This window comes from Nonomuraea sp. NPDC050783 (genome assembly GCF_040802095.1).
Classification (GTDB): Bacteria; Actinomycetota; Actinomycetes; order Streptosporangiales; family Streptosporangiaceae; genus Nonomuraea.
On record NZ_JBFAHK010000027.1, the window covers coordinates 1 to 26,065 of the forward strand.

General features: G+C 72.2%; 22 protein-coding genes. 9 read left to right on the forward strand and 13 right to left on the reverse strand.

All coding sequences use genetic code 11. From position 1 onward, the window contains the following. The first annotated feature begins 260 nt into the window (after nt 1-260). Nucleotides 261-1,307 carry an AI-2E family transporter gene (locus AB0H75_RS42905; RefSeq protein WP_367806397.1) on the forward strand — a complete coding sequence of 349 codons (1,047 nt, stop codon included), beginning with the start codon at nt 261-263 and terminating at the stop codon, nt 1,305-1,307. On the opposite strand, the gene AB0H75_RS42910 is transcribed toward AB0H75_RS42905, so the two are convergent. Further along, nucleotides 1,287-2,240, reverse strand: a complete 954-nt coding sequence (locus AB0H75_RS42910) for a DUF6597 domain-containing transcriptional factor (RefSeq protein WP_367806399.1) — start codon at nt 2,238-2,240, stop codon at nt 1,287-1,289. The two genes, AB0H75_RS42905 and AB0H75_RS42910, sit on opposite strands and share 21 nt — an antisense overlap. Before the next feature lie 96 nt (nt 2,241-2,336). Beyond that, on the reverse strand, nt 2,337-3,194 hold the full coding sequence (locus AB0H75_RS42915; protein WP_367806401.1) for a hypothetical protein: 858 nt from the start codon (nt 3,192-3,194) through the stop codon (nt 2,337-2,339). 389 nt (nt 3,195-3,583) lie between these two features. Between AB0H75_RS42915 and erm the strand changes: the two genes are divergently transcribed. After that, nucleotides 3,584-4,408, forward strand: coding sequence for an ErmE/ErmH/ErmO/ErmR family 23S rRNA (adenine(2058)-N(6))-methyltransferase (gene erm, locus AB0H75_RS42920; protein WP_367806403.1), 825 nt, complete (start codon nt 3,584-3,586; stop codon nt 4,406-4,408). Here the strand turns inward: erm and AB0H75_RS42925 are convergent. Beyond that, nucleotides 4,397-5,779 carry a hypothetical protein gene (locus tag AB0H75_RS42925; protein WP_367806405.1) on the reverse strand — a complete coding sequence of 461 codons (1,383 nt, stop codon included), beginning with the start codon at nt 5,777-5,779 and terminating at the stop codon, nt 4,397-4,399. The two genes, erm and AB0H75_RS42925, sit on opposite strands and share 12 nt — an antisense overlap. Before the next feature lie 117 nt (nt 5,780-5,896). Between AB0H75_RS42925 and AB0H75_RS42930 the strand changes: the two genes are divergently transcribed. Further along, entirely contained in the window at nt 5,897-7,507 is a 1,611-nt protein-coding gene (locus AB0H75_RS42930; protein WP_367806407.1) for a molybdopterin-dependent oxidoreductase, read from the forward strand. On the opposite strand, the gene AB0H75_RS42935 is transcribed toward AB0H75_RS42930, so the two are convergent. The 9 genes from AB0H75_RS42935 to AB0H75_RS42975 all read right to left on the reverse strand — a co-directional run bounded on the left by AB0H75_RS42935 (nt 7,486) and on the right by AB0H75_RS42975 (nt 19,353). After that, complete coding sequence (locus AB0H75_RS42935) at nt 7,486-9,282, reverse strand: chitinase (protein WP_367806409.1); 1,797 nt, start codon at nt 9,280-9,282, stop codon at nt 7,486-7,488. The two genes, AB0H75_RS42930 and AB0H75_RS42935, sit on opposite strands and share 22 nt — an antisense overlap. 75 nt (nt 9,283-9,357) lie before the next feature. Then, nucleotides 9,358-11,067, reverse strand: a complete 1,710-nt coding sequence (locus AB0H75_RS42940; protein WP_367806411.1) for a carbohydrate-binding protein — start codon at nt 11,065-11,067, stop codon at nt 9,358-9,360. Further along, a complete protein-coding gene (locus tag AB0H75_RS42945) occupies nt 11,064-12,650 on the reverse strand; it encodes a chitinase (RefSeq protein ID WP_367806413.1) in 1,587 nt (528 codons plus the stop codon). Before AB0H75_RS42945 ends, AB0H75_RS42940 begins: the two co-directional genes overlap by 4 nt. Before the next feature lie 366 nt (nt 12,651-13,016). Further along, nucleotides 13,017-14,846, reverse strand: coding sequence for a M14 family zinc carboxypeptidase (locus AB0H75_RS42950; protein WP_367806415.1), 1,830 nt, complete (start codon nt 14,844-14,846; stop codon nt 13,017-13,019). Between the two features lie 197 nt (nt 14,847-15,043). Further along, the gene (locus AB0H75_RS42955; protein WP_367806426.1) at nt 15,044-15,691 is read right to left on the reverse strand and encodes a TetR/AcrR family transcriptional regulator; all 648 of its coding nucleotides are present in this window, start codon (nt 15,689-15,691) and stop codon (nt 15,044-15,046) included. Nucleotides 15,692-15,734: 43 nt separating this feature from the next. Continuing rightward, nucleotides 15,735-16,556: an SDR family NAD(P)-dependent oxidoreductase gene (locus tag AB0H75_RS42960; RefSeq protein ID WP_367806428.1), complete on the reverse strand. Its 822-nt coding sequence runs from the start codon at nt 16,554-16,556 to the stop codon at nt 15,735-15,737. Nucleotides 16,557-16,649: 93 nt separating this feature from the next. Then, entirely contained in the window at nt 16,650-17,243 is a 594-nt protein-coding gene (locus AB0H75_RS42965) for a hypothetical protein (RefSeq protein ID WP_367806430.1), read from the reverse strand. Nucleotides 17,244-17,324: 81 nt separating this feature from the next. Next, nucleotides 17,325-17,933 carry a hypothetical protein gene (locus AB0H75_RS42970; protein WP_367806432.1) on the reverse strand — a complete coding sequence of 203 codons (609 nt, stop codon included), beginning with the start codon at nt 17,931-17,933 and terminating at the stop codon, nt 17,325-17,327. A 25-nt stretch (nt 17,934-17,958) separates the two neighbouring features. After that, nucleotides 17,959-19,353: a selenium-binding protein SBP56-related protein gene (locus tag AB0H75_RS42975; protein ID WP_367806434.1), complete on the reverse strand. Its 1,395-nt coding sequence runs from the start codon at nt 19,351-19,353 to the stop codon at nt 17,959-17,961. Nucleotides 19,354-19,567: 214 nt separating this feature from the next. On the opposite strand from AB0H75_RS42975, the gene leuE reads away from it, so the two are divergent. Both leuE and AB0H75_RS42985 read left to right on the forward strand, forming a co-directional pair. Then, on the forward strand, nt 19,568-20,224 hold the full coding sequence (gene leuE, locus AB0H75_RS42980; protein WP_367806437.1) for a leucine efflux protein LeuE: 657 nt from the start codon (nt 19,568-19,570) through the stop codon (nt 20,222-20,224). Between the two features lie 232 nt (nt 20,225-20,456). After that, a complete protein-coding gene (locus AB0H75_RS42985; RefSeq protein WP_367806439.1) occupies nt 20,457-21,083 on the forward strand; it encodes a VC0807 family protein in 627 nt (208 codons plus the stop codon). Here the strand turns inward: AB0H75_RS42985 and AB0H75_RS42990 are convergent. Further along, the gene (locus AB0H75_RS42990) at nt 21,074-22,228 is read right to left on the reverse strand and encodes a sensor histidine kinase (protein ID WP_367806441.1); all 1,155 of its coding nucleotides are present in this window, start codon (nt 22,226-22,228) and stop codon (nt 21,074-21,076) included. The genes AB0H75_RS42985 and AB0H75_RS42990 overlap by 10 nt on opposite strands. Before the next feature lie 388 nt (nt 22,229-22,616). Between AB0H75_RS42990 and AB0H75_RS42995 the strand changes: the two genes are divergently transcribed. The 4 genes from AB0H75_RS42995 (at nt 22,617) to AB0H75_RS43010 (ending at nt 26,053) form a co-directional block, all read left to right on the forward strand. After that, complete coding sequence (locus tag AB0H75_RS42995; protein ID WP_367806443.1) at nt 22,617-23,234, forward strand: DedA family protein; 618 nt, start codon at nt 22,617-22,619, stop codon at nt 23,232-23,234. A gap of 39 nt (nt 23,235-23,273) precedes the next feature. Next, on the forward strand, nt 23,274-24,086 hold the full coding sequence (locus AB0H75_RS43000) for a DMT family transporter (protein WP_367806445.1): 813 nt from the start codon (nt 23,274-23,276) through the stop codon (nt 24,084-24,086). A gap of 87 nt (nt 24,087-24,173) precedes the next feature. Beyond that, entirely contained in the window at nt 24,174-25,379 is a 1,206-nt protein-coding gene (locus AB0H75_RS43005; protein ID WP_367806586.1) for a glycosyltransferase, read from the forward strand. Then, the gene (locus AB0H75_RS43010) at nt 25,376-26,053 is read left to right on the forward strand and encodes a DUF998 domain-containing protein (RefSeq protein ID WP_367806447.1); all 678 of its coding nucleotides are present in this window, start codon (nt 25,376-25,378) and stop codon (nt 26,051-26,053) included. The genes AB0H75_RS43005 and AB0H75_RS43010 overlap by 4 nt, the downstream gene beginning before the upstream one ends. Nucleotides 26,054-26,065 lie beyond the last annotated feature (12 nt).

Consider the following 26,065-nt stretch of genomic DNA (forward strand, 5'->3'; position numbering starts at 1 on the left):
GCCGTTCCGTTTCCTGTCAAATTGACCGGGCCGGTACGACCTGCTGGAATTAATCCACACCCCGTTTCCGGGGCAACCCCTCTAACTTACCAGCCGTTCCGCATGGACGCGCACGCCCACGGAGCGGAGGTGTCAGGAGGTCGTCCTCGAAGTGAGGCCAGCGATCACCGCTGTCCTCTCGGGACTGGTGAACTCTATGTACGGTCCTGGGAACCGTCAAATCGGCGGCCCCGCGCGCGCACCCGGGGTAGGAAGCGGGCGTGCGAGATCAACCCTTGCCCAGGGCACTCATCATCCTCGTGGGCATAGCCGGCGCGGTGGTCGCCCTGTTCGGCCTGCGCGAGGTCAGCTCGGTCGTGGGGCCTGTCGTGCTGGCCCTGGTCCTCGTCATCGCGGTCGCGCCGGTGCGCGGGTGGCTGGAAGCCAGGGGCGCGCCGGGTTGGGCACAGGTCACCGTGCCCTTCCTCATCGTGGTGCTGGTGCTGCTGGGGATGGTGGGCATCCTGACCATCTCGGTCGCGCAGCTCGCCTCCCTGCTGCCCACCTACACCGACCAGTTCCAGCAGCTGCTCGTGGACGCGCAGAAGCAGGCGGCCTCGTACGGGCTCGGCAACGACGTGCTCGACCGGGCGCTGCAGGCGTTTGATCCGAGCCGGGTGCTGGGGCTGGCGCAGAGCCTGCTCGGCAGCCTGATCGGGGTGCTGTCGGCGTTGTTCCTCATCGTGGTGCTGCTGCTGGCGATGTGCCTGGACGCGCCGGTCACCGCGAGGATCCTCGCCACCGGGGAGGGCAACCGCCCCAGGCTGGTGACGGCGCTGGCGACGTTCGCGCACAAGACGCGGCGCTACCTGATCGTCTCCACCATCTTCGGGCTGCTGAACGCGGTGCTCGACGTGATCGCGCTCTCGCTCCTCGGGGTGCCGCTGCCGCTGCTGTGGGGGGTGCTGGCGCTCATCACGAACTACATCCCGAACGTCGGGTTCGTGATCGGGCTGCTGCCGCCCGCGATGCTGGCGCTGCTGGACGGCGGGGTGAAGTCGATGGTGCTCGTCATCGCCGCGTACATCGTCATCAACGTGGTGACGCAGTCGTTCATCATGCCCAAGTTCCTGGGGGACGCGGTGGGGCTCTCCACGACGATGACGTTCATGTCGTTGTTGTTGTGGACGTTCGTGCTCGGGCCGCTCGGGGCGATCCTGGCCATTCCGCTGAGCCTGCTCGCGCTGGCGCTGCTGGTCGACAGCGATCCGAGTGCCAAGTGGGCGCAGGCGTTGATATCAGGCAGGTCACCGGACGGGAACGGCTGACGGGAGCGGGGGCAGGGGCGGGGCGAGGGTGCGCAAGGGGACGCCGCTCAGGCGTTTGACGTCGTGGGACAGGTGGGCCTGGTCGGTGTAGCCGGCCCGGACGGCGACGGTGGCCAGGGGGACGCCGGCGCGGGCCAGGCACAGGGCGCGCTGGAAGCGGACGATGCGTTGCAGGGTCTTGGGGGCGTAGCCGAAGGCGGCCACGCTGCGGCGGTGGAGCTGGCGCTCGCTGAGGCCGAGGTCCCAGGCCACCTCGGCCACCGAGCGGCCGGTCCGCAGGGCTCGGGCGATGATCGGGGCGGCGGGATCGACTGGAGCGACCAGGACGGCGGGGTCAACTGGAGCGGCCGGGGCGGTCGGAGCGGTTCGGGCGGTCCGAACGGTCCGAGCGGTCGGAACGGTCGGGCCGTTCGGACCGATCGGAACAGCCGGAGCAGTCGGAATAGCCGGAGCAACCGGAGCCACCGGAGAGGGCGAGATCGCGCGGCCGAGGCGGGTGCGGATCGCGGTGTCCAGGGCGGCATGCATCACGGCGAGCATCGCGGTGTCCGTCGCGGGGTCGGGGGTGGTGGTCGTGGGGGTGGTGGTCGTGGGGGTGGTGGTGGAGAGGAGGGAGGTGAAGCCGGGGTAGGTGGCGGCGGGGAGGTCGGCGAGGGGGACGCGCTGGTCGCGGAGCGTGTGGAGCGGGACGCCGAAGACGCCGGACGCCGCGCCCGGCCTGAAGCGGATCCCCGCGTACCTCTCCCCCGCCGCCATCCGCGCCGGCATCGGACCCGTGTCGGGGCCGGCCACGAACAGGCCGCCGGGGCCCCAGATCAGGTCGACGCAGGCGTCGGGCACCACGAGCTGGACGGTGTCCGACTCGGCGACCTGCTGCCAGCGGCAGGCGATGCGCGCGGCGAGGTCGGGGGCCGGAGGGCGTTCCGCGTACATGCCGTCAACGTACGCGACGGCACCGACAAGGTGCTCATCGGCGGGCGCCCGCCGGAGGCCCGGTGGCGGGAACCGCCCGCCGATGAGGTGCGCGGGTCAGGAGGCCGGGAGTCGCCCGTACGCGCGCAGCGTCCTGAGCCGCTGCACCGTGACGTGGCCGCCCCATTCGTGCCGCACCAGCGGCGTCCACATCGTCCAGTTGCCGTTCCAGCCGCCCTCGTCGGACTGGGCGTCGAGGAGCGCGTCCAGGTGGAGGTCCAGGACGTCCTTGGTGAACAGCGGCAGGCGGAGCGGGTACGGGGCGAAGTCCAGGGGGAAGTGGGCCTCCCCGGGCGCGGCGGGGTCGAGGGTGACGGTGGCGAGGATGGCCTCGCGCAGCCGCTCGAACTCGCTGTCCGCCCGCTCGCGGGTCGGCACCAGGTCCAGGAACGTGACGATGGCCCGGGCGTCGTACGGGCTGGGCTCGTCCACGGCGGCGATCGCGGACCAGCAGAACTCGGTGGCGGCGGCCAGCCACGGGTGCGTGATGAGGTGCTTGTGGAGCAGCCCGGCGATGGAGGCCGTCGGGACGAGGCTGCCGGGCGGGTCGTCGTCGCTCTCCCACCAGGGGGCGCGCGGGTCGTCACGGACGGAGGGCAGGACGAACGGCACCCCGCCGTCGCCGGTGGTCACCTGGCTCAGGTAGTCGCAGGCGGCGGCCACCATGGGCGAGGGGAAGGCGTCCAGCTCGTCCAGGATCCAGAACGCCACCTCGACCGGCTCCGGCTGGCTGCCGGGGCCGCGCAGGTCGGGTTCGAGGGCGTGGCCGAAGCCGCCGTCGGGGTTCTGGTAGCAGCGCAGCACCTCCAGCACTCGCTCGCGGTCGCCGTCGCGGAAGAGCGCGGCGAAGCGCAGCCGGTCGATGAGCCTGGCGTTCAGGTACAGGTAACGTTCCGCGCGATCGAGTACATCCATGATGGAAGGTCCCCTTTCGCTGGTTTTGCCGCGGATGGACGCGGCGATGTGGTGGCACCTCCTACCCCGCGACACGGTGGCACGCGAGCCGTAGGGGGTTGTCACCCTGACGCTACCTCCGGCCCTCCCCGCGCTCTTGTACGAATCGGACGCGCCCGGCCGCCACGAGGGTGGCCGTACGGAAATTGCGTTGCCCGCTCGCTCGGCGCCTGCCTAGGGTGGCGCGCATGACCTCGATGTTCTGCTGCCAGGTTTTCATCCGCATCCGCCGCGGCCGGGCTCTGGCCCGCTGACGGACGCGCGTCGATGAACCGGTAACAGCGCGTCCGCACGCGTGCCCAGGGCCCTTCGAGACCCGTTCACTCTCGAAGACCCGGAAGGGCAGTGCTGTGGCGCAGAATTTCGCGCACGGAAACTATTCACACACGCAGAAGAAGGCCAGGAACGGCGGTGGCGGCCGCACGCCTCGGGATCGGGCGCGGCGCTCGCTCTCGCAGAACTTCCTGGTGGACCGGCACGCCGTCGATCTGGTCGTGAAGGCCGCCGCCCCGAAGGGGCTGGTGCTGGAGCCGGGGCCGGGGGAAGGGGCGCTCACCTTCGCGCTGGCGGCGGCGGGGGCCCGCGTGCTGGGCTACGAGCTCGATCCGCTGCTGGCCGGGCGGCTGGCCGCGCGCACCCGCGACGACTCCAGGATCGACGTGATCAGGGGTGACTTCGCGGCGGCGCGGGCGCCGGGCGAGCCGTTCGCGGTCGTGGGCAACATCCCCTACTCCGCGACGTCGCGGATCGTGGACTGGTGCCTGCGGGCGCCGGGCCTGACCTCGGCGACGCTGCTCACGCAGCGCGAGTACGCCCGCAAGCGGACCGGCGACTACGGCCGCTGGAGCCTGGTCACGGTGGAGTCGTGGCCGTGGTTCTGCTGGCGGCTCGGCGACACGATCGGCAGGGAGAGCTTCCGTCCCGTGCCGTCCGTGGACTCGGCGATCCTGCGGATCGAGCGCAGGCCCGAGCCGCTGGTGCGGGGGCGGCGTTCGTACCAGGAGCTGGTGGAGCTGGGGTTCGGCGGGGTCGGCGGCTCGGTGCGGGCCTCGCTGCGCATCCGTTACGAGGGGGTGGACGCCGCGCTGCGGGCCGCCGGGGTGGCCCGTGACGCCGTCGTGGGCCACGTCCACCCCGACCAGTGGGTGACGTTGTGGGAGCGGCTATGCCGCTGAGGTGACCCTGGTCCTGTCCGGGGAGGTGACCAGGGCGGGGGCCGTCGCGTCGCGGCGGCCCCACGGCATGGCCAGCAGCAGGATCGGCAGCAGCACGATCGAGGCGCGCGACCACAACGAGTGCAGGTGCCACCAGGTGTTGGTGTCGAACTGGGTCATGTAGAGGTAGCCGTAGCCGGCCCAGGTCGAGACGGCGATGATCGCCGGCCAGGCGAACCGGGTGGGCCGGGCGACCAGGAACGGCATGAACCACAGCAGGTATTGGGCGCCGAGGCGGGGCGTGACCACCATGAAGATCAGCAGGATGGCGGTGGTCATGTCGATCGGGTCGGCCCGCCGCCAGTAGAGGACGACCGCGACGACGCAGACGTAGATGAGGTTCGTGCCGAACGAGGCCAGGTCGGGGCGCAGCGCCCAGTCGCCGTTGGTGAACCACGGCGTCCAGCCGTACTCGCCGACGATCGGCCGGATGTCGCGGATGGTGTCGATGACCTTGGGGAGTTCGTCGATCGCCGTGCCCGCGAAGATCGGCAGCGTCACGAAGAAGAACACCGGCACCACGCCGGTGGCGAACAGCGCGGCGATCCGCGAGCGCAGATTGGGCAGGAGCAGCAGCATGCCGGGCACCAGCCAGATCGGCCAGCTCTTGGCGCACAGCGCCAGGCCCATGAGCAGGCCGGCCAGCGCCCCCCGCCTGAGGTGGGCCCGGTCGTCGGCGGCGGGCAGCAGGGCCCGGTGCAGCATGCCGCCGCGGCCGAGCACCCGCGCGGCCGAGGCCCGCACGCCGTACGCGGCCACGCCGTGGCGCACCTTGGCCACCACGTCGGTGGTGATGCCGGCCCGGTGCGGGTCGCCGGGGCCGCGGGCCACCACGAACGCGGCCACGCCGAACACCAGCGCGACCGGCTCGACCTGCCCGTGGACGCAGGCGATGAGCACGGCGAGCGGGTTGAGCGCGTACTGGAGGGCGCGCAGGTTGGCCTTGGGGCCGCCGGCCAGCTTGGCGACCAGCGGGATGATCACGATGTCGGCGACCACGGTGACCAGGCGGCCGGCGTACTCCCAGGGGATGCCGAGCCAGAGCAGGATGCCGTAGACGTACGGGATGGTCGGCAGGAAGTGCCAGCCGCCCTCGCTGGCCAGCACCGGGTCCTGGCCGCGGAGCACGGCCTCGCCGGCGGGCTTGAAGCTCTCGACGAAGTCGACGGGCTGCCATGAATCGATCGCCGAGGTGTACATGATGAGCAGGCGCACGACGATGCCGACCGCGAGGGCGGCGGCGAGCGGCGGACGCCAGTCGCGCCATTGCGCGACGAGGGCGAACAGGACACCGGCGACGAGGACGATCCCCGTGAGGAGTGCGTAATCCATGGCGGGAACTAGCCTGCCGCATCAATCTGGGTGCTGCCACCTGGGCTTCCGATTCTTATCCCCGACATGCCGACACGTATCGCGATACGACCTCACGCTTTGTGGTCAACTTTTGGCATGGGGGGATCGCTGGTCAATCAGACACTGGTCAGGCTCTACTTCGAGGTGAGGGATGGGCTGCGCGACCCGGTCGCGGCGTGGGCGAAACTCACAGGCAATTCTCAGCAATACACCGGGACGCGGGGCGAGCGGCGGGTGCCGCTCGACAACGGCACCGCCGCGGAGCTGGCCGCGGCGGCCATCGTGCACACGGCGACCGAGCACGGGCCCGAGCGGGTGGCGGCGCTGGCGACCTCGCCGCTGGCGGAGCTGGTGGGCGGGCTGGGCGGGGCGGTGCTGACCGAGCACCCGTGCGCGCCGGAGCAGGTGCTGGGGCCGCGTTTCTGCGGCCCGCCGCGGGCCGAGGACTGGGGGCGGGCGGCGTACGTGCTGCTGTGGGGGGAGAACGACCGGCTCGGGCGCACCGCGAGCACGCCCTGGGTGATCGCCGGGCGTTACAAGGGGCAGAAGGTCGTCGCCATCGGCACGCATCCGACGCGGCTGTCGGACGAGACGCTGGTGGTGCGGCCCGGCACGGACGGGGCCCTGGCGATGGCGATGGGCCACGTGCTGCTCAAGGAGTTCTTCCTGGACCGCACGCCGTTCGAGGAGCACGCGATGGCCGCCACCGACCTGCCGTTCCTGGTGCGGCTGCGGGAGCGGGAGGGCGCGTACGTGCCCGGCGAGGTGGTGGCGGGGCGGACCTGCGACCGGCTCAGCGTGTACGGCGGCGAGGCGGCCGACGCGGCCGAGGTGCTGCTGCCCCGCTTCGACGACGGCCCCGGCGTGCTGCGGCGCGGCGTGCCGGTGCTGCGCGAGGGCGGCGAGCTGCTGACCACGGTGTTCGACCTGCTGCTGGCCGCCTACGGGGTGGCGCGTCCCGGGCTGCCCGGCCGCTGGCCGGACGGGTACGGCGACCGCGCGGAGCCGTACACGCCGGGCTGGCAGGAGCCCCGCACGGGCGTGCCCGCCTCGCGCGCGCTGAAGATCGCCCGAGAGCTGGGCGTGACGGCGGAGAAGACCGGCGGCCGGTGCGTGATCGTGCCGGGCCGGCTGGAGACCCCGCACGTCGACACCGCCTACCGGGCCATGCTGGCGCTGCTGGTGCTGACCGGGTGCGGCGGCGGCTGGGCGCAGGCGGGCTCGGCGGGCATCCCGCTGGTGCCCTACCTGTGCCTGCACGCCTGCGGCGAGGACCGCTCGGACGTGGGGGCGCTGAGCTGGGCGCTGGCCGAGGGCCTGTTCGCGCGGCGCACGTCGCGGTCGGTGCTGCTGGAGGCGGTGCGCGACGGCTGGCCGATGGCTCCGCCGCCGCGCGTGCTGGCCCTGCCGCGCCCGATCTATCCGCTGCCGCCCGGCGTGGACCTGCTGATCGGGCCCGACGACCACTGCGACCTGGCGCCGCCGGCCACGGAGCTGGTGGCGGCGGCGGTCGCCAGGCTGGCCGGGCGGGCGTCGGCGGCCGAGCCGGGCGGCCCGGCCGCCGAGGGGCGGATGCGGCTGCTGGTGGACCATGCCTGGATGCACGAGTACGGCGAGGCCCTGCCGACGTACCGCCCGCCGGGCCTCGGCGTGCCGATCAAGCCGACGCAGCTCGTCCGGCTGGGTCAGCCGAGGGCGTCCAGGTAGGCGCGGTGGCTCCGGGAGAACTCGGAGCCGTTGTACGCGTCCCAGTTGACGGACCAGGCCATGAGGCCGCGCAGGCCCGGGTAGACGCCGCGCGGCCGGTAGGAGCCGCAGTTCGTCCCCTTCGCCAGGCAGTCGAACGCCTTGTGCACCTCCGCGACCGTGGTGAACCCGTTGCCGGCGTTGACCGAGGCGGGCAGCCCGATGGCCACCTGGTCCTGGCGCAGCGGCGGGAACACGTTGCCGGGGTCGCCCATGATGGGGAAGCCGGCGAGCAGCATGTCGGTCATGGCGACGTGGAAGTCGGCGCCGCCCATCGTGTGGTAGGCGCCGTCCAGGCCCTTGATCGGGCCGGAGTTGTAGTCCTGCACGTGGAGCAGGGTCAGGTCGTCGCGCAGGGCGTGGATGACCGGCAGGTACGCGGCGCTCCTGGGGTCGGCCGCGCCGTTCGGGCCGGGGCCGTAGAACTGGTGGCCGAGCTGGACGAAGAAGGTCTCGGGGGCCATGGTGAGCACGAACGACGCGCCGTAGCGGGCCTTGAGCGCCTTCAGCGCCGCGATGAGGTTGACGACGACCGGGGTGGTGGGGTGCGCCAGGTCGGTGTCGCCGGGGTCGAGCGCGAGGGAGTGGCCCTCGAAGTCGACGTCGAGGCCGTCGAGGCCGTACCGGTCGATGATGGCGGCGACGGAGGCGACGAACGTGTCCCTGGCGGCCGTGGTGGCGAGCCGGACCTGGCCGTTCTGGCCGCCGATGGAGATGAGCACCTTCTTGCCCTGGGCCTGCTTGGCCCTGACGGCGGCGATGAAGTCGGCCTCGGACTCGACGGCGGGGCACTCGGCGGCGGGGCACCGGCGGAAGCGGATGTCGCCGGAGGTGACCGAGGTGGGCTCGCCGAAGGCGAGGTTGATGACGTCCCACTCGGAGGGGACCTCGCTCATCCTGATATATCCGGATCCGTTGGCGAACGAGGCGTGCAGGTAGCCCACCAGCACCCGCTTCGGCAGCGTGCCGCCTCCCCCGCCCCCGCCCCCGGCGGTCGTGGTGCCGGTGACCTCGGGGCTGTAGGCGGAGCAGTTGCCGGCGGCGTCGCAGGCGCGGACCTTGAAGCGGTAGGCGGTGCTCGCGGCCAGGCCGGTGGCGGTGTGGGACGTGGTGGTGACGGTGGCCGGGGCGCCGCCGTCGCGGGAGACCTCGTAGCGGGTCACGCCCACGTCGTCGGTGGCGGGCGACCAGGTGACGGTGAGGCTGGAGGAGGTGGCCGCGCCCGTCCTGACGCCGGAGGGCACGGTCGGCGGCCGCGTGTCGGGGGCGCCGCCGGGGCCGTCGAGCACCACGTCGTCGGCGAGGTAGGGGCCCTGGCCGTACCAGCCCTGCAGGTAGAGGGTGACGGACCTGGTGGACGGGCCGGTGGTGAAGGAGGTCCTGAGCTGGGCCCAGGCCGCGCCCGGGGAGCCCCAGGTCTGCGGGTCCGTACCGCCGGTGCCGGTCGCGCCGAGGAAGACGTAGCCGCCCTGGACCCAGGCGGAGAGCTGGTAGGCGGTGCTCGGCTGGACGGCGACCGTCTGCGAGCAGCGGGCCGTGTCGGTGCCGGCCGGGGTGGCTTTCAGGGCTTTCGTACCGCCGTGCACCGGGGAGGTGACGGTCTGCGCGGCCGCGCAGGACCAGCCGGCCAGGTCGGACTCGAAGCCGGGGTTCACCAGGTTGTCGGCCGCCTGGGCGGGGGTGGCCGTGAGGGTCAGGACGAGCGCGGCGACGGCCGCCGGTCCCTTGAGCTTCATGCGGGGCTCCTCGGCGGGAGGGCCCGCCCCGGACGAGCGGAGCGGCCCCCGGACGACAGGTCGGAAACCGGCGGCTCAGAAGCCGGCGGTGATCCTGGTGAACTCCCAGTCGGGCTGGGCGATGCCGCTGCAGTTGGACGTCACGCCGCCGCCGGGGCAGCCCCGGTCGCGGTTGACGGCCCAGTACGCGAGCCGGGTCAGCCCCTTGGACCTGGCCCAGTCGCGGATCTGGGTCCAGGTGGCGGTGCTGGTCAGCTCCTGCTGGTCGGACAGGCCGTTCATGCCCGAGATGCCCATGTGGGCGTACGCCTGGGCGTCGGTCCAGCCGAAGGCGTTCTTCAGCGCGTTCTTCAGGCCCTCGGAGGCGTTGACCGTGTCCTGGTAGATGTTGGAGCTGCCGAAGTCGAACGGCATGATCGTGTAGTTGTCGATCGGCACGCCGAGCGCCTTCGACTGGTTGATCAGGCGGATGCCGTGGGCGTTCGGGCCGGTCGTGGTGGTGCCGAAGGTGACGACGACCTTGACGTTCGGGTTGTTCGCCTTGACGATCTTCAGGCCGTTGAGGATGCGGTCCTGGACGGTGTAGTTCTCGAACTCGTCGGTGTTCTCGATGTCGAAGTCCACCACCGCCGGGCCGACGGCGTTGATGACCTGCTGCACCGCGCCGGCGAACGCCTGCGGGGTGGAGCAGTTGGGGCCGAGCTTGTTGCCCTGCCAGCCGCCGAAGGAGACCTGGACGCTGCCGCCCTTCGACTTGATCGTGTTGATGGCCTGCTGGTCGGCACCGCCGGTCAGCGGCCGGTTGCCGTCCCAGGCCGGGGTGCAGCCGCCGCTGGACAGGATGAACGCCATCGTGAACGACTTCACGCCGGTCGCGTCCATGACCGCGCCCGGGTCGGGCGGGTTGCCCCAGCCCATGTAGAGGTAGGGGGCGCCGGGCATCTTCGCCGGGTTGCCGGTGCAGCCGCTGGTGGTGGCGGTGACGTCGCGGCCCGCGGACTCGCCCGCCGAGTTGTACGCCTTCACCGTGTAGGTGTGGGTGGTGCAGGCGCCGAGACCGGAGATCGTCGTGCTGGTGCCGGTGACCTGCGCCTTCTGGGTCGTGCCCTCGTAGACGCGGTAGCCGGTCACCGTGCCGGAGGAGGCGCCCCAGCTCAGCGAGACGCTGGAGTCGGTGACGGAGGCGCTGACCGTGCCGGGCTGGCCGGGCGCGCCGGTGCCGCCGGAGGTGGTGGCGGTCACCGCGTTGCTCGCGCCGGAGACGTTGCCGGCGGCGTCGCGGGCCCGCACGGTGTAGGTGTAGCTGGTGCTCGCGGCGCGGCCGGTGTCGGTGTAGGTGGTGCCGGTCACGGTGGTGACCAGGCTGCCGCCCCGGTAGACGTCGTAGCCGGTGACGCCGACGTTGTCGGTGGAGGCGTCCCAGGCCAGCGAGACGCTGCTGGAGGTGACGCCGGTCGAGCGGAGGTTGCCCGGCACGGACGGCGCGCTCGTGTCGGTGCCGCCGCCCGAGGAGACCTTCCACAGGGCGGGGACGTTCGGCGGCTCCCAGCCGGGCTGGGAGGTGTGGGCCTGGAGGCAGACGTAGTCGACGCCGTTGTAGGTGACGACCGCGCCGGCGGCGTAGGCGGTCCAGGGGGCCCAGGCGGCGGCGAGCTGCTGCTGCGCCGCCGTCCGGACGGTGGCGGTGGCGGCCTGGGCGGTGGCGGCGCCGGTGGCCAGGCCGGCGCCGGTGAGGGCGAGGGTCGTGCCGGCGACTAATGCGGTGAGTCTGCTACGAAATTTCATGACATTCCCTGGAGGTGCGGCTTGACCGTCTTGCTGAAGGACCAGTTGTTGCTGGCGTCCCAGTTGATGGACCAGGTCATCGCGCCCCGGATGTCCGGGTAGGCGCGGGGCGGCACGAAGGTGCCGCAGCCGGTCCGCTTGGCCAGGCAGTCGAGCGCCTGGTTGACGAGGGAGGGCGGGACGACGCCCCCGCCCGCCGCGCCCGGCCCGGCCGGCAGGCCCAGCGCCACCTGGTCGGGGCGCAGACCGTTCTCCAGCTGGATGCAGGCCAGCGCGGTCAGGAAGTTGACGGTTCCCTGCGCGTACGCCTGCTGCTGGTCGCAGCCGAGCATGGAGCCGGAGTTGTAGTACTGGGTGTGGACGACGGTGAGGATGTCCTTGATGGACAGGGCGAGCTTGAAGTACTCCATCCCGGTGGACTGCATGTCGATGGTCTGCGGGGCCATGGTGATGATCAGGTCCGCGCCGGCCTTGGCCCGCAGCGCGCGCAGGGCCTGGGCCATGTAGGTGGCGTTGAGGCCGTTCTCCAGGTCGATGTCCACGCCGTCGAAGCCGTAGCTCTGCATGAGCGCGTACACCGAGTCGGCGAACCGGGTCGCGGCGGCCGAGTCGGCGACCTGCACCCGCCCGGCCTCGCCGCCGACGGACAGGATGACCTTCTTGCCCCGCTGGTGCAGGGTCTGCACGTCGGCCTTGAACTGGGCGTCGGTGTAGCCGCCCAGCGCCGTGGCCAGGCCCTGGTCCACGGTGAAGGCGACCTGGCCCGCGGCGGCGGTGGCCTCGCCGAAGGCGACGGCGATCAGGTCGTACTCGGCGGGCACGGCCGAGAGCCGGAGCTCGGTCGCGGGGTTGACGAAGTTGTGCCAGTAGCCGGTGAGGATGTGCTTGGGCAGCGTTCCGCCGCCGCCTCCCGTGCAGCCGGTGGTGGTGGCGGTCACGGGGTCCCCGGCCGCCGACTCGCCCGCGGCGTTGTACGCCTTGACCGTGTAGGTGTGGCTCTCGCAGGCGCCGAGCCCGCCGATCGTGGCGGTGGTGCCGGCGACGGTGGCCTTGACGGCGGCGCCCTCGTAGACGCGGTAGCCGGTGACCGTGCCGGAGGACGCGCCCCAGGTGAGGGTGATGGAGGTGTCCGTGCTGGTGGCGGCGGTGGTGCCGGGCCTGCCGGGCGTCCCCGGGGACGGGCCGCCGCCGTCGCAGGGCGATCCGTTGAGCGTGCAGCCGGTGATGCCGGGGAAGTTGCCGGGGCTGCCGTTGAAGCCGAAGCTCACGCTCGCCCCGGCGGGCAGGGCCGGCGCCCAGGACGGGTTGGTGAAGGTGTAGTGCTGCCCGCTCCTGGTCATGACCGCGTCCCAGGCGGACGGGATCGAGTAGCCGGAGGGGACATCGAACTGGACGTTCCAGCCGTTCATGGGGGTGGTGGTGGCGTTGGTGACGGTGACCTTGCCCTCGAAGCCGGAGCCCCAGTCGGCGACCTTGGCGAAGGTCGCCGACGGCGTCGCGGCCTGGGCCTGGGCGGAGGTGGGGGTTGTGACGAGGGTCAGGGCGAGGGTCGTGAACGCCAGGAGGATCGCGCGGTGTTTCACGGGCTCTGTCCTTACGGGGGTGACGTGCCGCACGGCTCGCGCCGGGGGGTGAGAGCGCGAGCCGTACGGCACGGGCTGCGCGCGGGCAGGTGTCCTTGCGGAGGCAGTAAGGTTTTGTCCGATTGGTCATTTACTGTTAGGAAAGTTTCCTAAGAGTTGCCGCGATCGTAGCTTTGACAACCCGCCCTTACAAGACCCAAAAACAGAAACCCCACCGCACGAAACCCGGGGGCTCGTACGGCAGGGCTGGAGGCGAACAGAAACCCCGCCGCACGAACCCAGAGGCTCGTACGGCAGGGCTGAAGGCGAGCAGAAACCCCGCCGCACGAAACCCAGAAGCTCGTACGGCGGGGTGGAGTGGGTCGGCTACGGCTGTTGGGTGATCTTGACGTCGTCGATGCCGGCTTCGACCAGGGAGGCGGTCGAGGCGTCGGCGGCGTCCACCAGGATGCGCACGGTCTGGCCGGCGAAGGAGCTCAGGTTCGCGGTGGCCGTGGCCCACGCGCCGTTGCGGTTGGCGGCCGCGCCCGGCTGGTTGAGCACGGTGGCGGTCGAGCCGCCCACGACCCGCACGCGCAGGTAGTCGGCGCTGGAGGCGTTCGAGCCGTGCGCCAGGTACCACGACAGCGACAGGGTGAGCGTGCCCGAGGCGGGCAGCGTGATCGGCGGGGACTGGATCGAGGTCACGCCGCCGTCCACGTCGTTGTCACCGGCGGAGGCGCCCGCCAGCCGGCCGGTCACCAGGTCGTTCGTGCCGCTGACCGTGGTGCCGAGCTGCTTGGCGCCCGAGGACGTGGTGGCCTCGGGGTCGCCCCGCTCCCACTGGCCGAGCGTGGCGGTGTCGGTGCCGGACGGGTTGGCGGTCCAGCCCGTGTCCGTCTCGAACGTGTCGGAGTAGACGGTCACCGGCGGCGTGCCGGTGCCGCAGTACTGGCTCTCCTTGCCGATGATCCGGTAGACGCAGTCGCCGTACTCCAGGAAGCGCAGCACCGCCTCCCGGTTGCGGGTGGTCTGCGGGACGATCTGCTCGTCCGGCGGGTAGAAGCCGGGGTTGGAGCCGGTCGGGTACATCTCGAACGTGAAGCTGAAGATCTTGTAGACGCCCCACAGCCAGTCGTCGATGGTGCCGTCGGTGATGTAGAGGTCGCTGGCCTGCTCCGGGGTGTAGCCGTTGGTGGCGGCCATGTTCTGGCCGAGCGTGGCGTGCGCGTCGCGGTCGTCCTGGGTCAGGCCGGGCGCGGTGTCGGCGGTGGTGTAACCGTAGGGCCACAACACCAGCTCGCTGTAGGTGTGCCAGTCGAGGTGCGCCTTGAGCTGCTGGACGCCGCCGACGACGCGGCTGCGCACCCAGTTCGCCGTCGCCAGGACCTCGGGCGCGGACTCGGCGCTCGCGCCCCGGTAGGTCTCGCTGGAGGTGGAGCCGGAGGAGCCGCCGCAGCAGCCCCAGTTGTAGGCCCAGTTGCGGTTGAGGTCGGTGCCGACGGCCGAGGAGCCGGAGTTGGGCTGGCGGTTCTTGCGCCAGGAGCGGTAGCTGCCGGTGGCGATGTCGTACTCGCCGCCGTCGGGGTTGAGGTCCGGCATGATCCAGATCTCGCGGCTGTCGACCAGGTTCGTGATCCGGGAGTCGGTGCCGTAGTTGTCGGTGAGCAGGTGCATGATGTAGAGCGCCATCTCCACCGTCAGGTGCTCGCGGGCGTGCTGGTGGGCGGTGAAGAGGATCTCGGGCTCCGCCTCGTCCGTGCCCACGTTGTCGCTGATCTTGATCAGGCGCAGGTTCCTGCCCTCGTACGAGGTGCCGTAGCTGGCCTGGCTCATGATGCCCGGATGGGCCGCGACCAGGGAGTTGATCTCGGCGTTCATCTCGGCGTAGTTGTGGTAGCCGGAGTCGGCGGGCGGGAAGTCGAAGGTCCGGACGCCGGACGCGGGCGCGGGCGGAGGAGCCTGCGTCACCCGGTAACCGAGCCGCTTGATGGCGGCCACCTCCGCGGGGGTGGCGGTGATCAGCACCGAGCCGGCGGCCACCTCATCGATGGCCGCGCCGGTCGCGGCGACGGCGCTGCGCTGTTGCGCGGTGGCCGGGCCCTGCACGCGGTACTGCTTGTTCGGCGGGGGCTCGGCGGCGGCCCCCGCGCCCGTCATGCCGGTGAGGCTGACGAGACTGAGGGCGGCCAGCAGGATGACGAGTCGGCGTTTCACCTGGTCCTCCTCGGCGCTCGGGATGGGATGGTGCCGGCGCCTGAACCGAGAGTGAGGATCGCCCGATCATCCGCAAAGACCCAAAGTTCCGGACGTCCGGATCCCCCGCAGGTGGCCGCCGCACCCCGCCGCCGGTCGCCCGCGGCCCGCCGGTCCGGCTCAGGACCTGCTCGTCCGGACGTGCGGGAGAGGGCCGCTCATCCCTGGGACACGGCACTCCTGGGGGCGAACGCCCGCAGGAAGGTGTCGACCGCGGCGCGGGAGAAGGCACGCAGGTCGGCGTCGGGGACGGGCCGGGTGCCCAGGCGGGCGTGCCTGTCCATCGGGCCGGTCAACAGGGCGAAGAACTGCTCGGCGGCCAGGAGCGGGTCGGGGGTGTGCAGGTGGCCGGCGAGGGCCAGGCGCGCCAGCCGATCGGCCAGGGCCTCGGCGACGCGGTCGGCCGCCCGGGTGTGGATGATGTCCAGCAGGTCGGGGAACTGGTGGATCTCGGCCGCCAGCAGCCGGCGCAGCGCCCAGGAGCTCTCGTCGCAGTGGCACCGCAGCAGGCGCACGCCGACGCCCTCCAGGGCCGCGCGCAGGTCGGCGTCGCGGTCGGCGAGCTGGTCGACGGCGGTCAGGTTGGCGGCCAGCGCCTGGTCGGCCGCGGCGGCGACGGCCTGGCGGAGCAGGCTCTCCTTGTCGCCGAAGTGGCTGTAGACGGTGGCCTTGGCCACTCCCGCCCTGGCCGCGATGGTGTCCACCCCGGCCTGCGCGTATCCCGCGTGGGCGAAGACGGCGAACGCGGCGGTGAGGATGGCCTGCCGCTTGTCGATCCGGCCCCGGGCCGCGACGGCTCCACTCATGGCCCCCAGCATAGGCGCGGCCGGCACCCGGCCGGCGTGCCGCTCAGCGGAGCCGGGCCAGCAGGTCGTCGGTGAGGCGTGACAGGCGCCGCGCGTCCTCGGCGGAGAACAGCTCTGAGCGCACGTCCAGCTCGGTGGCCAGCTGGAAGGCGGTCAGCGGGGATGCCGGCGGGTCGTCGAGGAGGCGCAGCAGCGGGGGGACCACGGCGGTGGCGGGCTTGGCTCTCGCGCGTTGCTGCCTCAGGTAGGCGGCGGTGGCGGGGTCCACCTTCCCGGCGTAGCTGGTGGCGGTGGTGCCGGGGTGGAAGAGCACGTAGCGGACCGGGCCGTCGCCGTGGCGCTCGGCGAAGGAGCGGCCCAGCAGGTCGTTGAGCCGGCCGGTCATGAACATGGCCCCCACCAGGTCGTAGTGCCGGGTGCTCTGCAGATCGTCCCAGGTGATCGGGGTGTCGTGGCCGGGGCCGGCGACGTTCACGATGACCGGCCGGTCCGCGTTGCGCAGCGGGCCGAGCAGGCCGTAACTGAGCAGCAGGCGGCTGAGGTAGAACAGCGCGAAGTTGTGCTCCAGCCCTTCCTCGGTCTCGGTGCGGCGGGAGTGCATGAAGCGGGCGCACAGCACCACGCCGTCGATGACGGGATGCTGATCGGTGAGCCGGTCGAGGGTGTGGCGGGTGGCGGCGACCAGGCTGAGGTCGGCCTGGAGGAAGGTCAGGTCTCCCGGTGTGGAGGCCGCCTCGTCCTGGAGCCGCCGGCCCTTGCGCGGATCCGTGCCGATGATCACGGCGTGGTCGCCGCGTGAGAACAGCTCGCGGGCCAGGGCGGCACCGATGCCGTCGGTGCCACCGGTGATCACATAGGTCTTCATCGGATCGGCGCCCTCTTCGTGGTCGTGTGCGGGTGCCCGGAGCCGCGCCCCGATGGGACGCGAGGGCTTTGCCACGCCACTATACAGGCTAGTTCATGAAACTAGACTGACGAGTCTGGATTTTGCGGGGACGGCGATATAGGGGATGCCGCACGTCAACGTCGTGCCCCCCTGCGCCACGCTGTTCAGCGTCAGCCCGCCGCCGAGGGCGGTCATCCTGTCGCGTTCCAGGGAGAGCCGGCTCCTCAGCAGCTCGACCGCCATGCCGGGCCCGTCGTCACTGATGGTCATGCGCAGGCCGCTCGACGCCAGGGTGAGCGCGAACGACACGGTTCGCGCCTGCCCGTGCCCCTCGATCGCCGCGAACATCGTGCCCATCACCCTGACGAGCAGGCCCTCCATGTCGCGAGGAAGGGGCACCTTCGGCAGCGCCCAGACCTCCACGGCGATCCCGGTCGACTCCGACCAGTGCGCGATCCTGTCCTGCAAGGTCCGCGCATGGTTTGGTATCGGCTTCTTCATGATGATGCTGGCCCCCATGGCATCTTTCTCGTACGGGCGCGCGGTCCCGAGGCACATCGGCTCGGAACGCCGGAGAGGATTCATCCGGTGCGGCGTGACGATCGCTCGCGGGACGGCGCGGGACGTCACTGGCGTGATCATGCCCTGTTGGGGATGATCGGGCATGCGACCGGTGTCCCGCAAGGAGCTTTTCCGCCAACACGCCGGCGCCCGCGGGCCGTTCTCGCGTCCACGCGCCCCCGGCGGCTAGCCGCTCGCGGCCTGGAACAGCGTGACGACGCCGGCGGCCACCAGGGCGGCCGCCCACATGCGGTCCACGTTGAACCAGGCGCGGCGCAGGACGGCCAGCCCGGCCACCTCGTAGACGATCACCGCGACCGTTCCCGCCACCAGGAACATCGCCAGCGTGTGCAGGACGGCCACGCCCAGCCCGCCGCTCAGGGCGTGGCCCGCGTGGCCCTCCGCGTGCAGGCCCGTGAGGACGGGCAGGAGCATCAGCCCGGCGCCGTGGGCCGACGACATCAGGAACGACCAGCCCGACAGCTGCCACAACGACAGCCGCATGCCCACCCACCGGAAGTGGCGGGCCGACAACAACCGCCACAGGCCGAAGGCCACCAGCGCCAGGCCGCCGCCGATCGACAGGACGGCGCCGGTGACCAGGGAGCCGGTCGCGGCCACCACCAGCGCCACCAGCGCGACCGAGCCGAGGTGGCCCAGCGCGATCGCCGGGATCGACTGCAGCAGCAGGTCGCGGCTGCGTTCCTGGAGGCCGCGGGCGACCGCGAAGAGCCAGCCCATCGCGGGGTTGAGGCCGTGGAAGGCACCGAGCAGGAGCACGGCGGTGATCGTCACGTCGGGTTCTCCCGCCCAGAAGGGGTCATCCGGGGAAGCAGTAGGAGTCGGAGGAGGCGTCGCCGCCCTGGAGGCGGACCTGGTGGGGACGCAGGCCGCGGAAGTCCTCGCCGTGCGGGAGGAAACGCTCGTCGAAGGTGAAGGACCCGGCGTCGATCTTGGCCATCCAGGCGCCCACGCCGTCGGGGTAGAACTGGTCGTCCCAGGAGCCGTACAGGGAGTTGGTGAGGTAGACGCGGCGGCCGTCGCGGCTGACCTCGACCATCTGCGGGCCGCCGCTCAGCGGCAGGTCGGGGCGGGCGGGGTGCGGGCGCCGCTCGACGATGCCGCCGACGCGGAGGGAGCCCAGCTCGACCGGCCGGAACGGGTCCGACACGTCGTACTGCTTGATCTCGCCGGTGCCCCAGCAGGAGACGTAGAGCCGCTGGTCGTCCACGGACAGCGCGATGTCGGTGACCAGCGGCGGCACGGCGCCGAAGGGCTGGAGCAGCGGCGGGAGGCGGTCGGCGGCGGCGGGCTCGGCCGGGATGGTGATGACCTTGCGGGCCTGCCAGCGCCCGTCCTCGTGGAACCAGAGCCACACCGACGCCGACAGGTCCTCGACGTCCACGACGACGCCGGCGAAGCCGTACAGGCGGGTCGGGTCGTGGGCGGGGCGCAGCTCCAGCGCCATCTGGTGCCGGTCGCCGAGGTCCACCTCCTGGAGGTGGGTACGCTTGCGCAGGTCCCAGAAGTGCAGCTTGTGGCCGTACTTGCGGCCGAGGAGCAGCTCGCCCACGAGCCCGTCCTCGATCATGGACGGCGTGCCCCACTCCGAGGAGACCAGCACGTCGTGGTTGATGTGCCACCAGAAGTCGTAGGCGAGGTACTGCGGCCCCCGGTCCATCTCCCACTGGCCGACCACCTCGAACGAGGTGTGGTCGAGCACCGCGATGCCGCCCGGCCCGTCGCGGCCGTCGGCGCCGCCGAGCGCGGAGACGTACAGGCCCTCGGGGCCGCAGTGGACGGTGTGCGGGCGCGAGTAGCCGGCGCCCCGGGCCAGCGCCTCGGGCTCGATGACCTTGACCAGCTCGGGACTCACCCGGTCCTTGGTGTCGTAGATGTGGATGCGCGAGGAGCGCAGCCCGGGCACCACCAGGTAGCGCCGCTCGACGTGCGGGTGGGGCGCGTTGGGGCACAGCGCGCTGCTGCAGGCGTTCCAGCCGAAGTGGTGCAGCTCGTCGCCGGTGCCCGGCAGGTCCGTCCAGCCGGTCACGCCGCCGTATCCCGGCGAGTCGGGGTCGGTGTCGATGACGGCCAGCGCGTCGGGCCGCCGCGCGGTGCGGTCGAAGGCGGCGACGTAGGCGAGCTTCTCGGGCGGGGCGTCGGCCGCGTCCCGGGGCGAGGGGTAGAAGGTGGGGTCGGGGGTCCAGAGCGTCATTGCTCCGATATATATCCGATTTTCCGATATGGTCAATAGGTATTGAGGTCAGCGATCCGGCCCACCAACTCGACGGGGTCAGCGGAGTGGGCCGTACGCACGATCGTCTCCGTCTCGTCGCTCCTTCCGGGGGCGTCTCGATGGATGGACCGGGGCGGGCGGGAGAAGTCATCGGTCTCGATCGCGACATCGAGCAGGCATTACCCTGATGTCCGTGTTCTTCGGCATAACCGATTTCTGGGCTTACGTGATCGGCGCCTTCCTGATCATCCTCCTGCCCGGCCCCAACTCCCTGTACGTCCTCAGCTTCGCCGCCCAGCACGGCGTCCGCCAGGGCTACCGGGCCGCGGCCGGCGTCTTCGTGGGTGACACGGTGCTGATGGTCCTGGCCGCCGCCGGCGCGGCCTCGCTGCTGCGCTCGACCCCGCTCCTGTTCACGATCGTCAAGTACGCCGGGGCCGGCTACCTGGCCTGGATCGGCTTCCAGATGATCAGGGGCGCCTGGCGCTCCTGGCGGTCGAGGGGCACCGGGACGGCGCCCGCGCCGGTGGTGGTCCAGTCGCCCCAGCCGCGCCCGTTCCGCAAGGCCCTGACGATCAGCCTGCTGAACCCGAAGGCGATCCTGTTCTTCGTCTCGTTCTTCGTGCAGTTCGTGGATCCGGCCTACAGCACCCCGGCGTTGTCGTTCCTGATCCTCGGCGCGGTGATCCAGGTTTTCAGCTTCCTCTACCTGACGTCGCTGATCTTCGGCGGGACCTTCCTCGCCGCCCAGTTCCGCCGGCACCGGCGGGTCAGTGCCGGCCTGACCTCGTGCGTCGGCGCCGTCTTCCTGGGCTTCGGCGCCAAGCTGGCCACGGCGTCACTGGGCTGAAAGCGAGGTTCAAGAACCTGCTGGTTTGGTAGAGGACAGATGGAACGTGGCAAAAGAGGCAGTCTCATCACCCGGGCTCGGGTACGGTAAGCCACCGGCGTGCTTCCCGGACGCCAGGGCGGTGTCGCCGCGGTAAGTGCCAGCGGTCCATCAGGTTAGCCCTGGCCCCTCGAAGCCCGGGTAGTCGCTGATCGTCCGGCCTATCTGCGGAGCAGCCTTGAACCATCCCTCAGTGACCCTTCCCCGCCTCGGCGCGCTCGCCAAGGAGGCGGCCCCCAAGCTACTCGAAGCCGTCGTGGCCCCGCTCGCGGTCTTCTACCTGGCCATGGTGGTCCTCGGGTTCAAGTGGGCACTGGTCGCCACCGTCGCCTGGGTCTACCTGGGGGTGGCGTGGCGGCTCGTCCGGCGGGTCAAGGTGCCCGCGACGATGTACCTGGCGGCGTTCGCGATCACGGTGCGCGCCCTCGTGTCGTTCTGGACGGGCACCTGGATGTGGTTCTTCATCCAGCCCGAGCTGGGCACGATCTGCATCAGCATGGCCTTCCTGGCCTCCGTGCGGCTCAACAAGCCGCTGGTGCAGAAGCTCACGCTCGACTACATCCACCTGCCCTCGGCGGTGCTCAGGCACGAGCGCATCCGCCGGTTCTTCGCCAGGATCACGCTGCTGTGGGCGTTCGTGCTGCTGATGAACTCCACGCTGAGCATCGCGCTGGCCGTCTACGAGAGCCTGGGCGGCTCGCTCGGCGCGTTCATGCTGCTGCGCACCTCGGCGGTGGCCGTGATCAGCGGGCTGGCGATCACGTTCTCGATCTGGGCCTTCAAGCGGGTGCTGCGCCGCCTGCACGTCGCTCACGCCTGATCCGGCCCCTCCTCCCCCGCGGCGGGCAGCTCGACGGCCAGCTCGAAGCCGCCGTCGGCCGGCCCGGCGGTCAGCGTCCCGTCCGCCAGCCGCACCCGTTCCCGCAGGCCCGCCAGCCCCAGGCCGCCCGGCCTGGCGGTGGGGCGGGCGCGCGGCGGGCCGTTGCGCACGACCACCCGGCGCGGCCCGATCGTCACCCGCACGGGGGCGCCGGGCGCGTGCTTGGCCGCGTTGGTGAGCCCCTCCTGGACGACGGCCCGCGCCAGGCCGGGCACCGGCCCGTCGCTCAGGTCGAGGGCGATGGACATGCCGGAGTCCCTGGCCCGGCGGACCAGCTCGGTCACGTCCTCGTCCACCGGTGACAGCGGCGCCGCGTCGGCGTCCTCGCGCAGCAGCCCGATGATCTGGCGCAGCCGGTCGGTGGCGTCCGCGGCGGCCTCCCGCAGCTCCCCCGCCGCCCTGGCCTGCGCCGGGTCCAGCCCGGGGGCCAGCTCCAGCCCGGCGGCGCGCACCGCGATCAGGGCCAGGTCGTGGCCGAGCGAGTCGTGCATGTCACGGGCGATCCTGGCCCGCTCGCGCAGCCGGGCCTGCGCCTCGGCCGACAACCGGGCCTGCCGCCGGTGCTGGAGCAGCAGCCGCCGCAGCAGCCCCAGCAGGTAGGGCACGAGATAGGTGCCCGCCAGCCCGGTCACCATCGACACCCACAGGGCCAGGTCGCCGCCCGCGACCAGCACGGCGCCTACCCCGACCGCCACGATCAGGGCGAACGCCGCGGCCGGCCACGGCCCGGCGGTCCGCCGCCCGGTCAGGTAGGCGTACCACATGATGAACGGCGAGGTCGCCACCAGCGGCACGATCTTCACGTTGCGCCGGGGCAGCAGCCAGCTCAGGTCCACCGTGGCGAACCCGTCGCTGAAGCGCCACGGGCCGAGCGGCAGCAGCAGCACCAGGGCGAGGAGCGGCCACCGGCGCCCCACCAGCACCGCCACCGCCGCCAGGGCGATCCTGGGCAGGGTCTCCGTCGCGAAGGCGGCCGGGTCCAGGACCGGATCCGGCCCCATGCCGGCGACGCAGGCGCTGAGGGCCATCCAGAGCAGCAGGTCATAGACCACCTCGCGGCGGCTCTGCCTGCGGAGAAATGTCACGCACCGACCTTAGGGCGCCTGGGCGGAGGACGGACCTCCTCCTTCGGCAGGAGGCGACCCTGACGAAAGTCAGGGTGGGGTGCGCGGCACCGCCCCGGTAGAGCTAGCACCACCTTCAAAGCGCCTATCTCCACTCCTGCGCCGGCCTGCGCCAACCGGTTGGATCGATGGTGTCGGCCGGCGATCGCGGCACCGGCCCTGACGAAAGTCGGGGGTGGCGGCTGCCGATCGGCCGATGTGCCGTGACCAGCGGAATTTCTACCTTCGTGGGGTACCGGCCCTGACCCATATAGGGGATGGGTCCGCGTTCGTCCCGGGACATCCCCGATGCCCCGGGATGCCGCGCACCGAGACGCTGTGTGTGCCCTGAAGATCGGAGTCAACGCCCATGTCGCATGCCATCCTCGACCTGCTCCAGCAGGTCATGTCGTCGCCCTGGCTCTACGTGGCGCTGTTCGCCCTGGCCGTGCTCGACGGGTTCTTCCCGATCGTGCCGGCCGAGACGTCGGTGATCACGGCGGCGGTCTTCGCCGCGTCCGGGGAGACGAACCTCGCCCTGGTGATGGTGGTCGCGGCGATCGGCGCGTTCGCCGGCGACCACATCTCGTACCTGATCGGCCACAAGTCCGGCGGGCGGCTGCGGGGCAAGAAGGCGCTGGTGTGGGCGCGTGGCGCGCTGGCCGAGCGGGGCGGCCTGGTGCTGGTCGTGGCCAGGTACATCCCCGGCGGCCGGACCGCGACCACGCTCACCATGGGCGCGGTACGCCACCCGCTGCGGTCGTTCACGTTCTTCGACGCGATCGCGGCCGTCTCGTGGGCGGTCTACTCCGGGCTGATCGGGTTCTTCGGCGGGATGGCGTTCGAGAACGACCCGATCAAGGGCCTGCTGCTGGGCCTCGGCATCGCGCTGTCCATCACCGCGCTGGTCGAGCTGGTGCGGTGGGCCAGGAAGCGGCGCGCCACCCAGCCTTCCCCGGAACGCCTTCCGGCCGACACGTCCGTTTGACCCTGCCCGGCGACCATCCGTCCTGAGAGGAGTGCGCGCATGACTGTGCTGGCCGCGGCCATCGCCCTGGTCGGTTCGCTGTTCTTCGCGCTCGGAGCCGCGTTGCAGCAGTTCGAGGCCGCGGGCTCGGTGAAGCGGGGGCTGCTGGCCCTGCTGCGCCGGCCGCGCTGGCTCGCGGGCGGCGCGTCCATCCTGGCGGGCGGTGGCCTGCACATCGTCGCGCTCGGCCTCGGCCCGCTGACCGTCGTGCAGCCGATGGGCGTGGCCAGCCTGCTGTTCGCGCTGCCCATCACCGCCGCGCTGCACGGCCGCCGGCCGGCCCGCACGGAGCTGGCCGCGGCCGGAGTGGTCGCGGTGGGGCTGATCGGCCTGGTGCTGATGGTGCCGGAGTCGGCCGGCCCGGCCCGGCTCGACCCGGACGGCGTGCTCGTCCTGCTCGGCGTGGCCGGGATCGCGGCGGTGCTGCTGTGGGCCGGCGCGAAGGTGGCCTCCCCGGCCGGCCGGGCGGCGCTGCTGGCCACCAGCTCCGGCGTCCTGTACGGCGCCACGGCCACCCTCATGCGGGTGCTCGTGGACGGCGGCTGGAACTGGTGGTACCTGCTGGCCCTGCCGGCGCCCGCGCTGCTGGCGCTGGTGATGCTCCAGCGGGCCTACGCCGTCGGGCACTTCGGCGTGTCGTTCGCCTCGCTGCAGATCGCCGACCCGCTGACGGCGGTGGCGTTCGGCGCGCTGCTGCTCGGCGAGCCGCTGCCGACCGGCGCCGCCCCGGTCGCGGCCGCCCTGCTGACCGCCGCCGGCACCGTCGCCCTGGCGCGCACCAGCCCCCTGGAGGCGCGTAACGGCCCTGCCTGAGCCCGTCCCCCACCTGTCGTCCCCCGTTCCCCCTCCGGTCCTCCCCCGGCCGGTTTCCCTTGTGATTACGGAGTCACCGTCATGGCCATGCCCCTGCACAGCGTCACCGACCGCGCCGAGCTCGCCCCCGTCCCCGAGCGCCCGCGCCGGGTGCTGATCTCGTCCGACACCTATCCGCCCGACGTCAACGGCGCCGCCTACTTCACCCACCGCCTGGCCGCCGGCCTGGCCGCGCGCGGCAACGAGGTACACGTGGTCTGCCAGTCGGAGCACGGCCCGGCCACCGCCGACGTCGTGGACGGCGTGATCGTGCACCGGCTGCGCTCGGCGCCGCTGCTGGTCCACCCGACCATGCGCGTCACCGTCCCGGCCCGGCTGGACCGGCTGGTCGCCGACATCCGGCCCGACGTGCTGCACACGCAGGGCCACTTCGTGGTGGGCCGCGCCGCCATCGCCGCCGCCCGCCGCGCGGGCATCCCCGTCGTGGCGACCAACCACTTCATGCCCGACAACCTCTTCCAGTTCGCCCACATCCCGGACCGGCTGCGGATCAAGGCGGGCCGGCTGGCCTGGCGCGACTTCAACCGGATCTTCAAGCGGGCCGACCACGTCACCACGCCCACCCCGCTGGCCGCCAAGCTGCTGACCGACCAGGGGTTCGAGCCGCAGGTGGAGCCGGTGTCGTGCGGCATCGACCTGGCCAGGTTCCACCCGCACGCCGAGCCCAAGGCGTGGGCGCGCAAGCTGTTCGGCCTGCCCGACCGGCCGACCGTGCTGTTCGTCGGCCGGCTCGACGAGGAGAAGCGGCTGGACGAGCTGATCCGGGCGCTGCCCCTCGTGCTCAACGTGACCGACGCCCAGGTGGCGCTGGTCGGCAAGGGCAACCAGCGGGAGGAGCTGGAGCGGCTGGCCCGGCGCATCGGGGTGGCCGACCGGGTGTTCTTCCTCGGCTTCGTGCCCGATGAGAGCATGCCGCAGGCCTACGCCGCCGCCGACGTGTTCGCCATGCCGGGCATCGCCGAGCTGCAGAGCATCGCCACGCTGGAGGCCATGGCCACCGGGCTGCCGGTGGTGGCGGCCGACGCGATGGCGCTGCCGCACCTGGTGGTCTGCAACGGCCACCTGTTCCCGCCGGGCGACGTGGTCACGCTGGCCCGCCACCTGACCCGCGTCCTGACCGACGACGAGCTGCGCGCCCGGTACGGCAGGGCCAGCAGGGAGCTGGCGCTCACCCACGACGACCAGGCGTCGCTCGCCCGGTTCGAGGCGATCTACGATGAGGTGACGCGATGACACCGCGGTGGAACGTGTGGGGGACGGTCGCCGGCACGCTCGCCTCGGCGGCGGCGCTGGCCTACGCCGAGCTGGCCCTGCCCGCCCAGCCGCTGCTCAGCGACTACGCGCTGGTCCCCGGCGGGCTGGTGCCGGTGCTCGCCGGGATGCTGGCGCTCGCGGGGGCGTGCCTGACTCTCGCGTACGGGCTGGCCTCGGCCGAGCCGGCGCGCACCGCGGCCACCCGGGTGCTGCTGCTGGCCGGGGCCGCCGGGCTGATGATGAGCGCGATCTTCCCCACCGACCCGGGCACCGCGCAGCTCGGCACGCTGTCCGGGGAGATCCACCGCTGGTCGGCCGCGGTGGTCTTCACCTCGCTGCCGGTCGCCGGCTGGACCCTGGCCAGGGGCCGGGGGGCGGCGGCCCGCTGGAACGCGGTGCGGGCCCTGAGCGTGGCCGCGGCGCTGACGCTGGCGGCGTACCTGGCCGCGCACCCGGCGAGCGTCACCTCGCCGCTGATCGGCGGCGCCGCCTACTACGGGCTGCTGGAGCGGGCCGTGGTGCTGGCCGAGATGGTGCTCCTCGCGGTGATGGCGCTGGCGACGGCGACGGCCGCCCGCGGGAGCGCCGCCCGCGCGCAGGACCCGGTCGCCGTGGCGGCCCCGCCGCGGGACTCCTCGCGGCTGGCCGCCTGACGGGCATGCTTC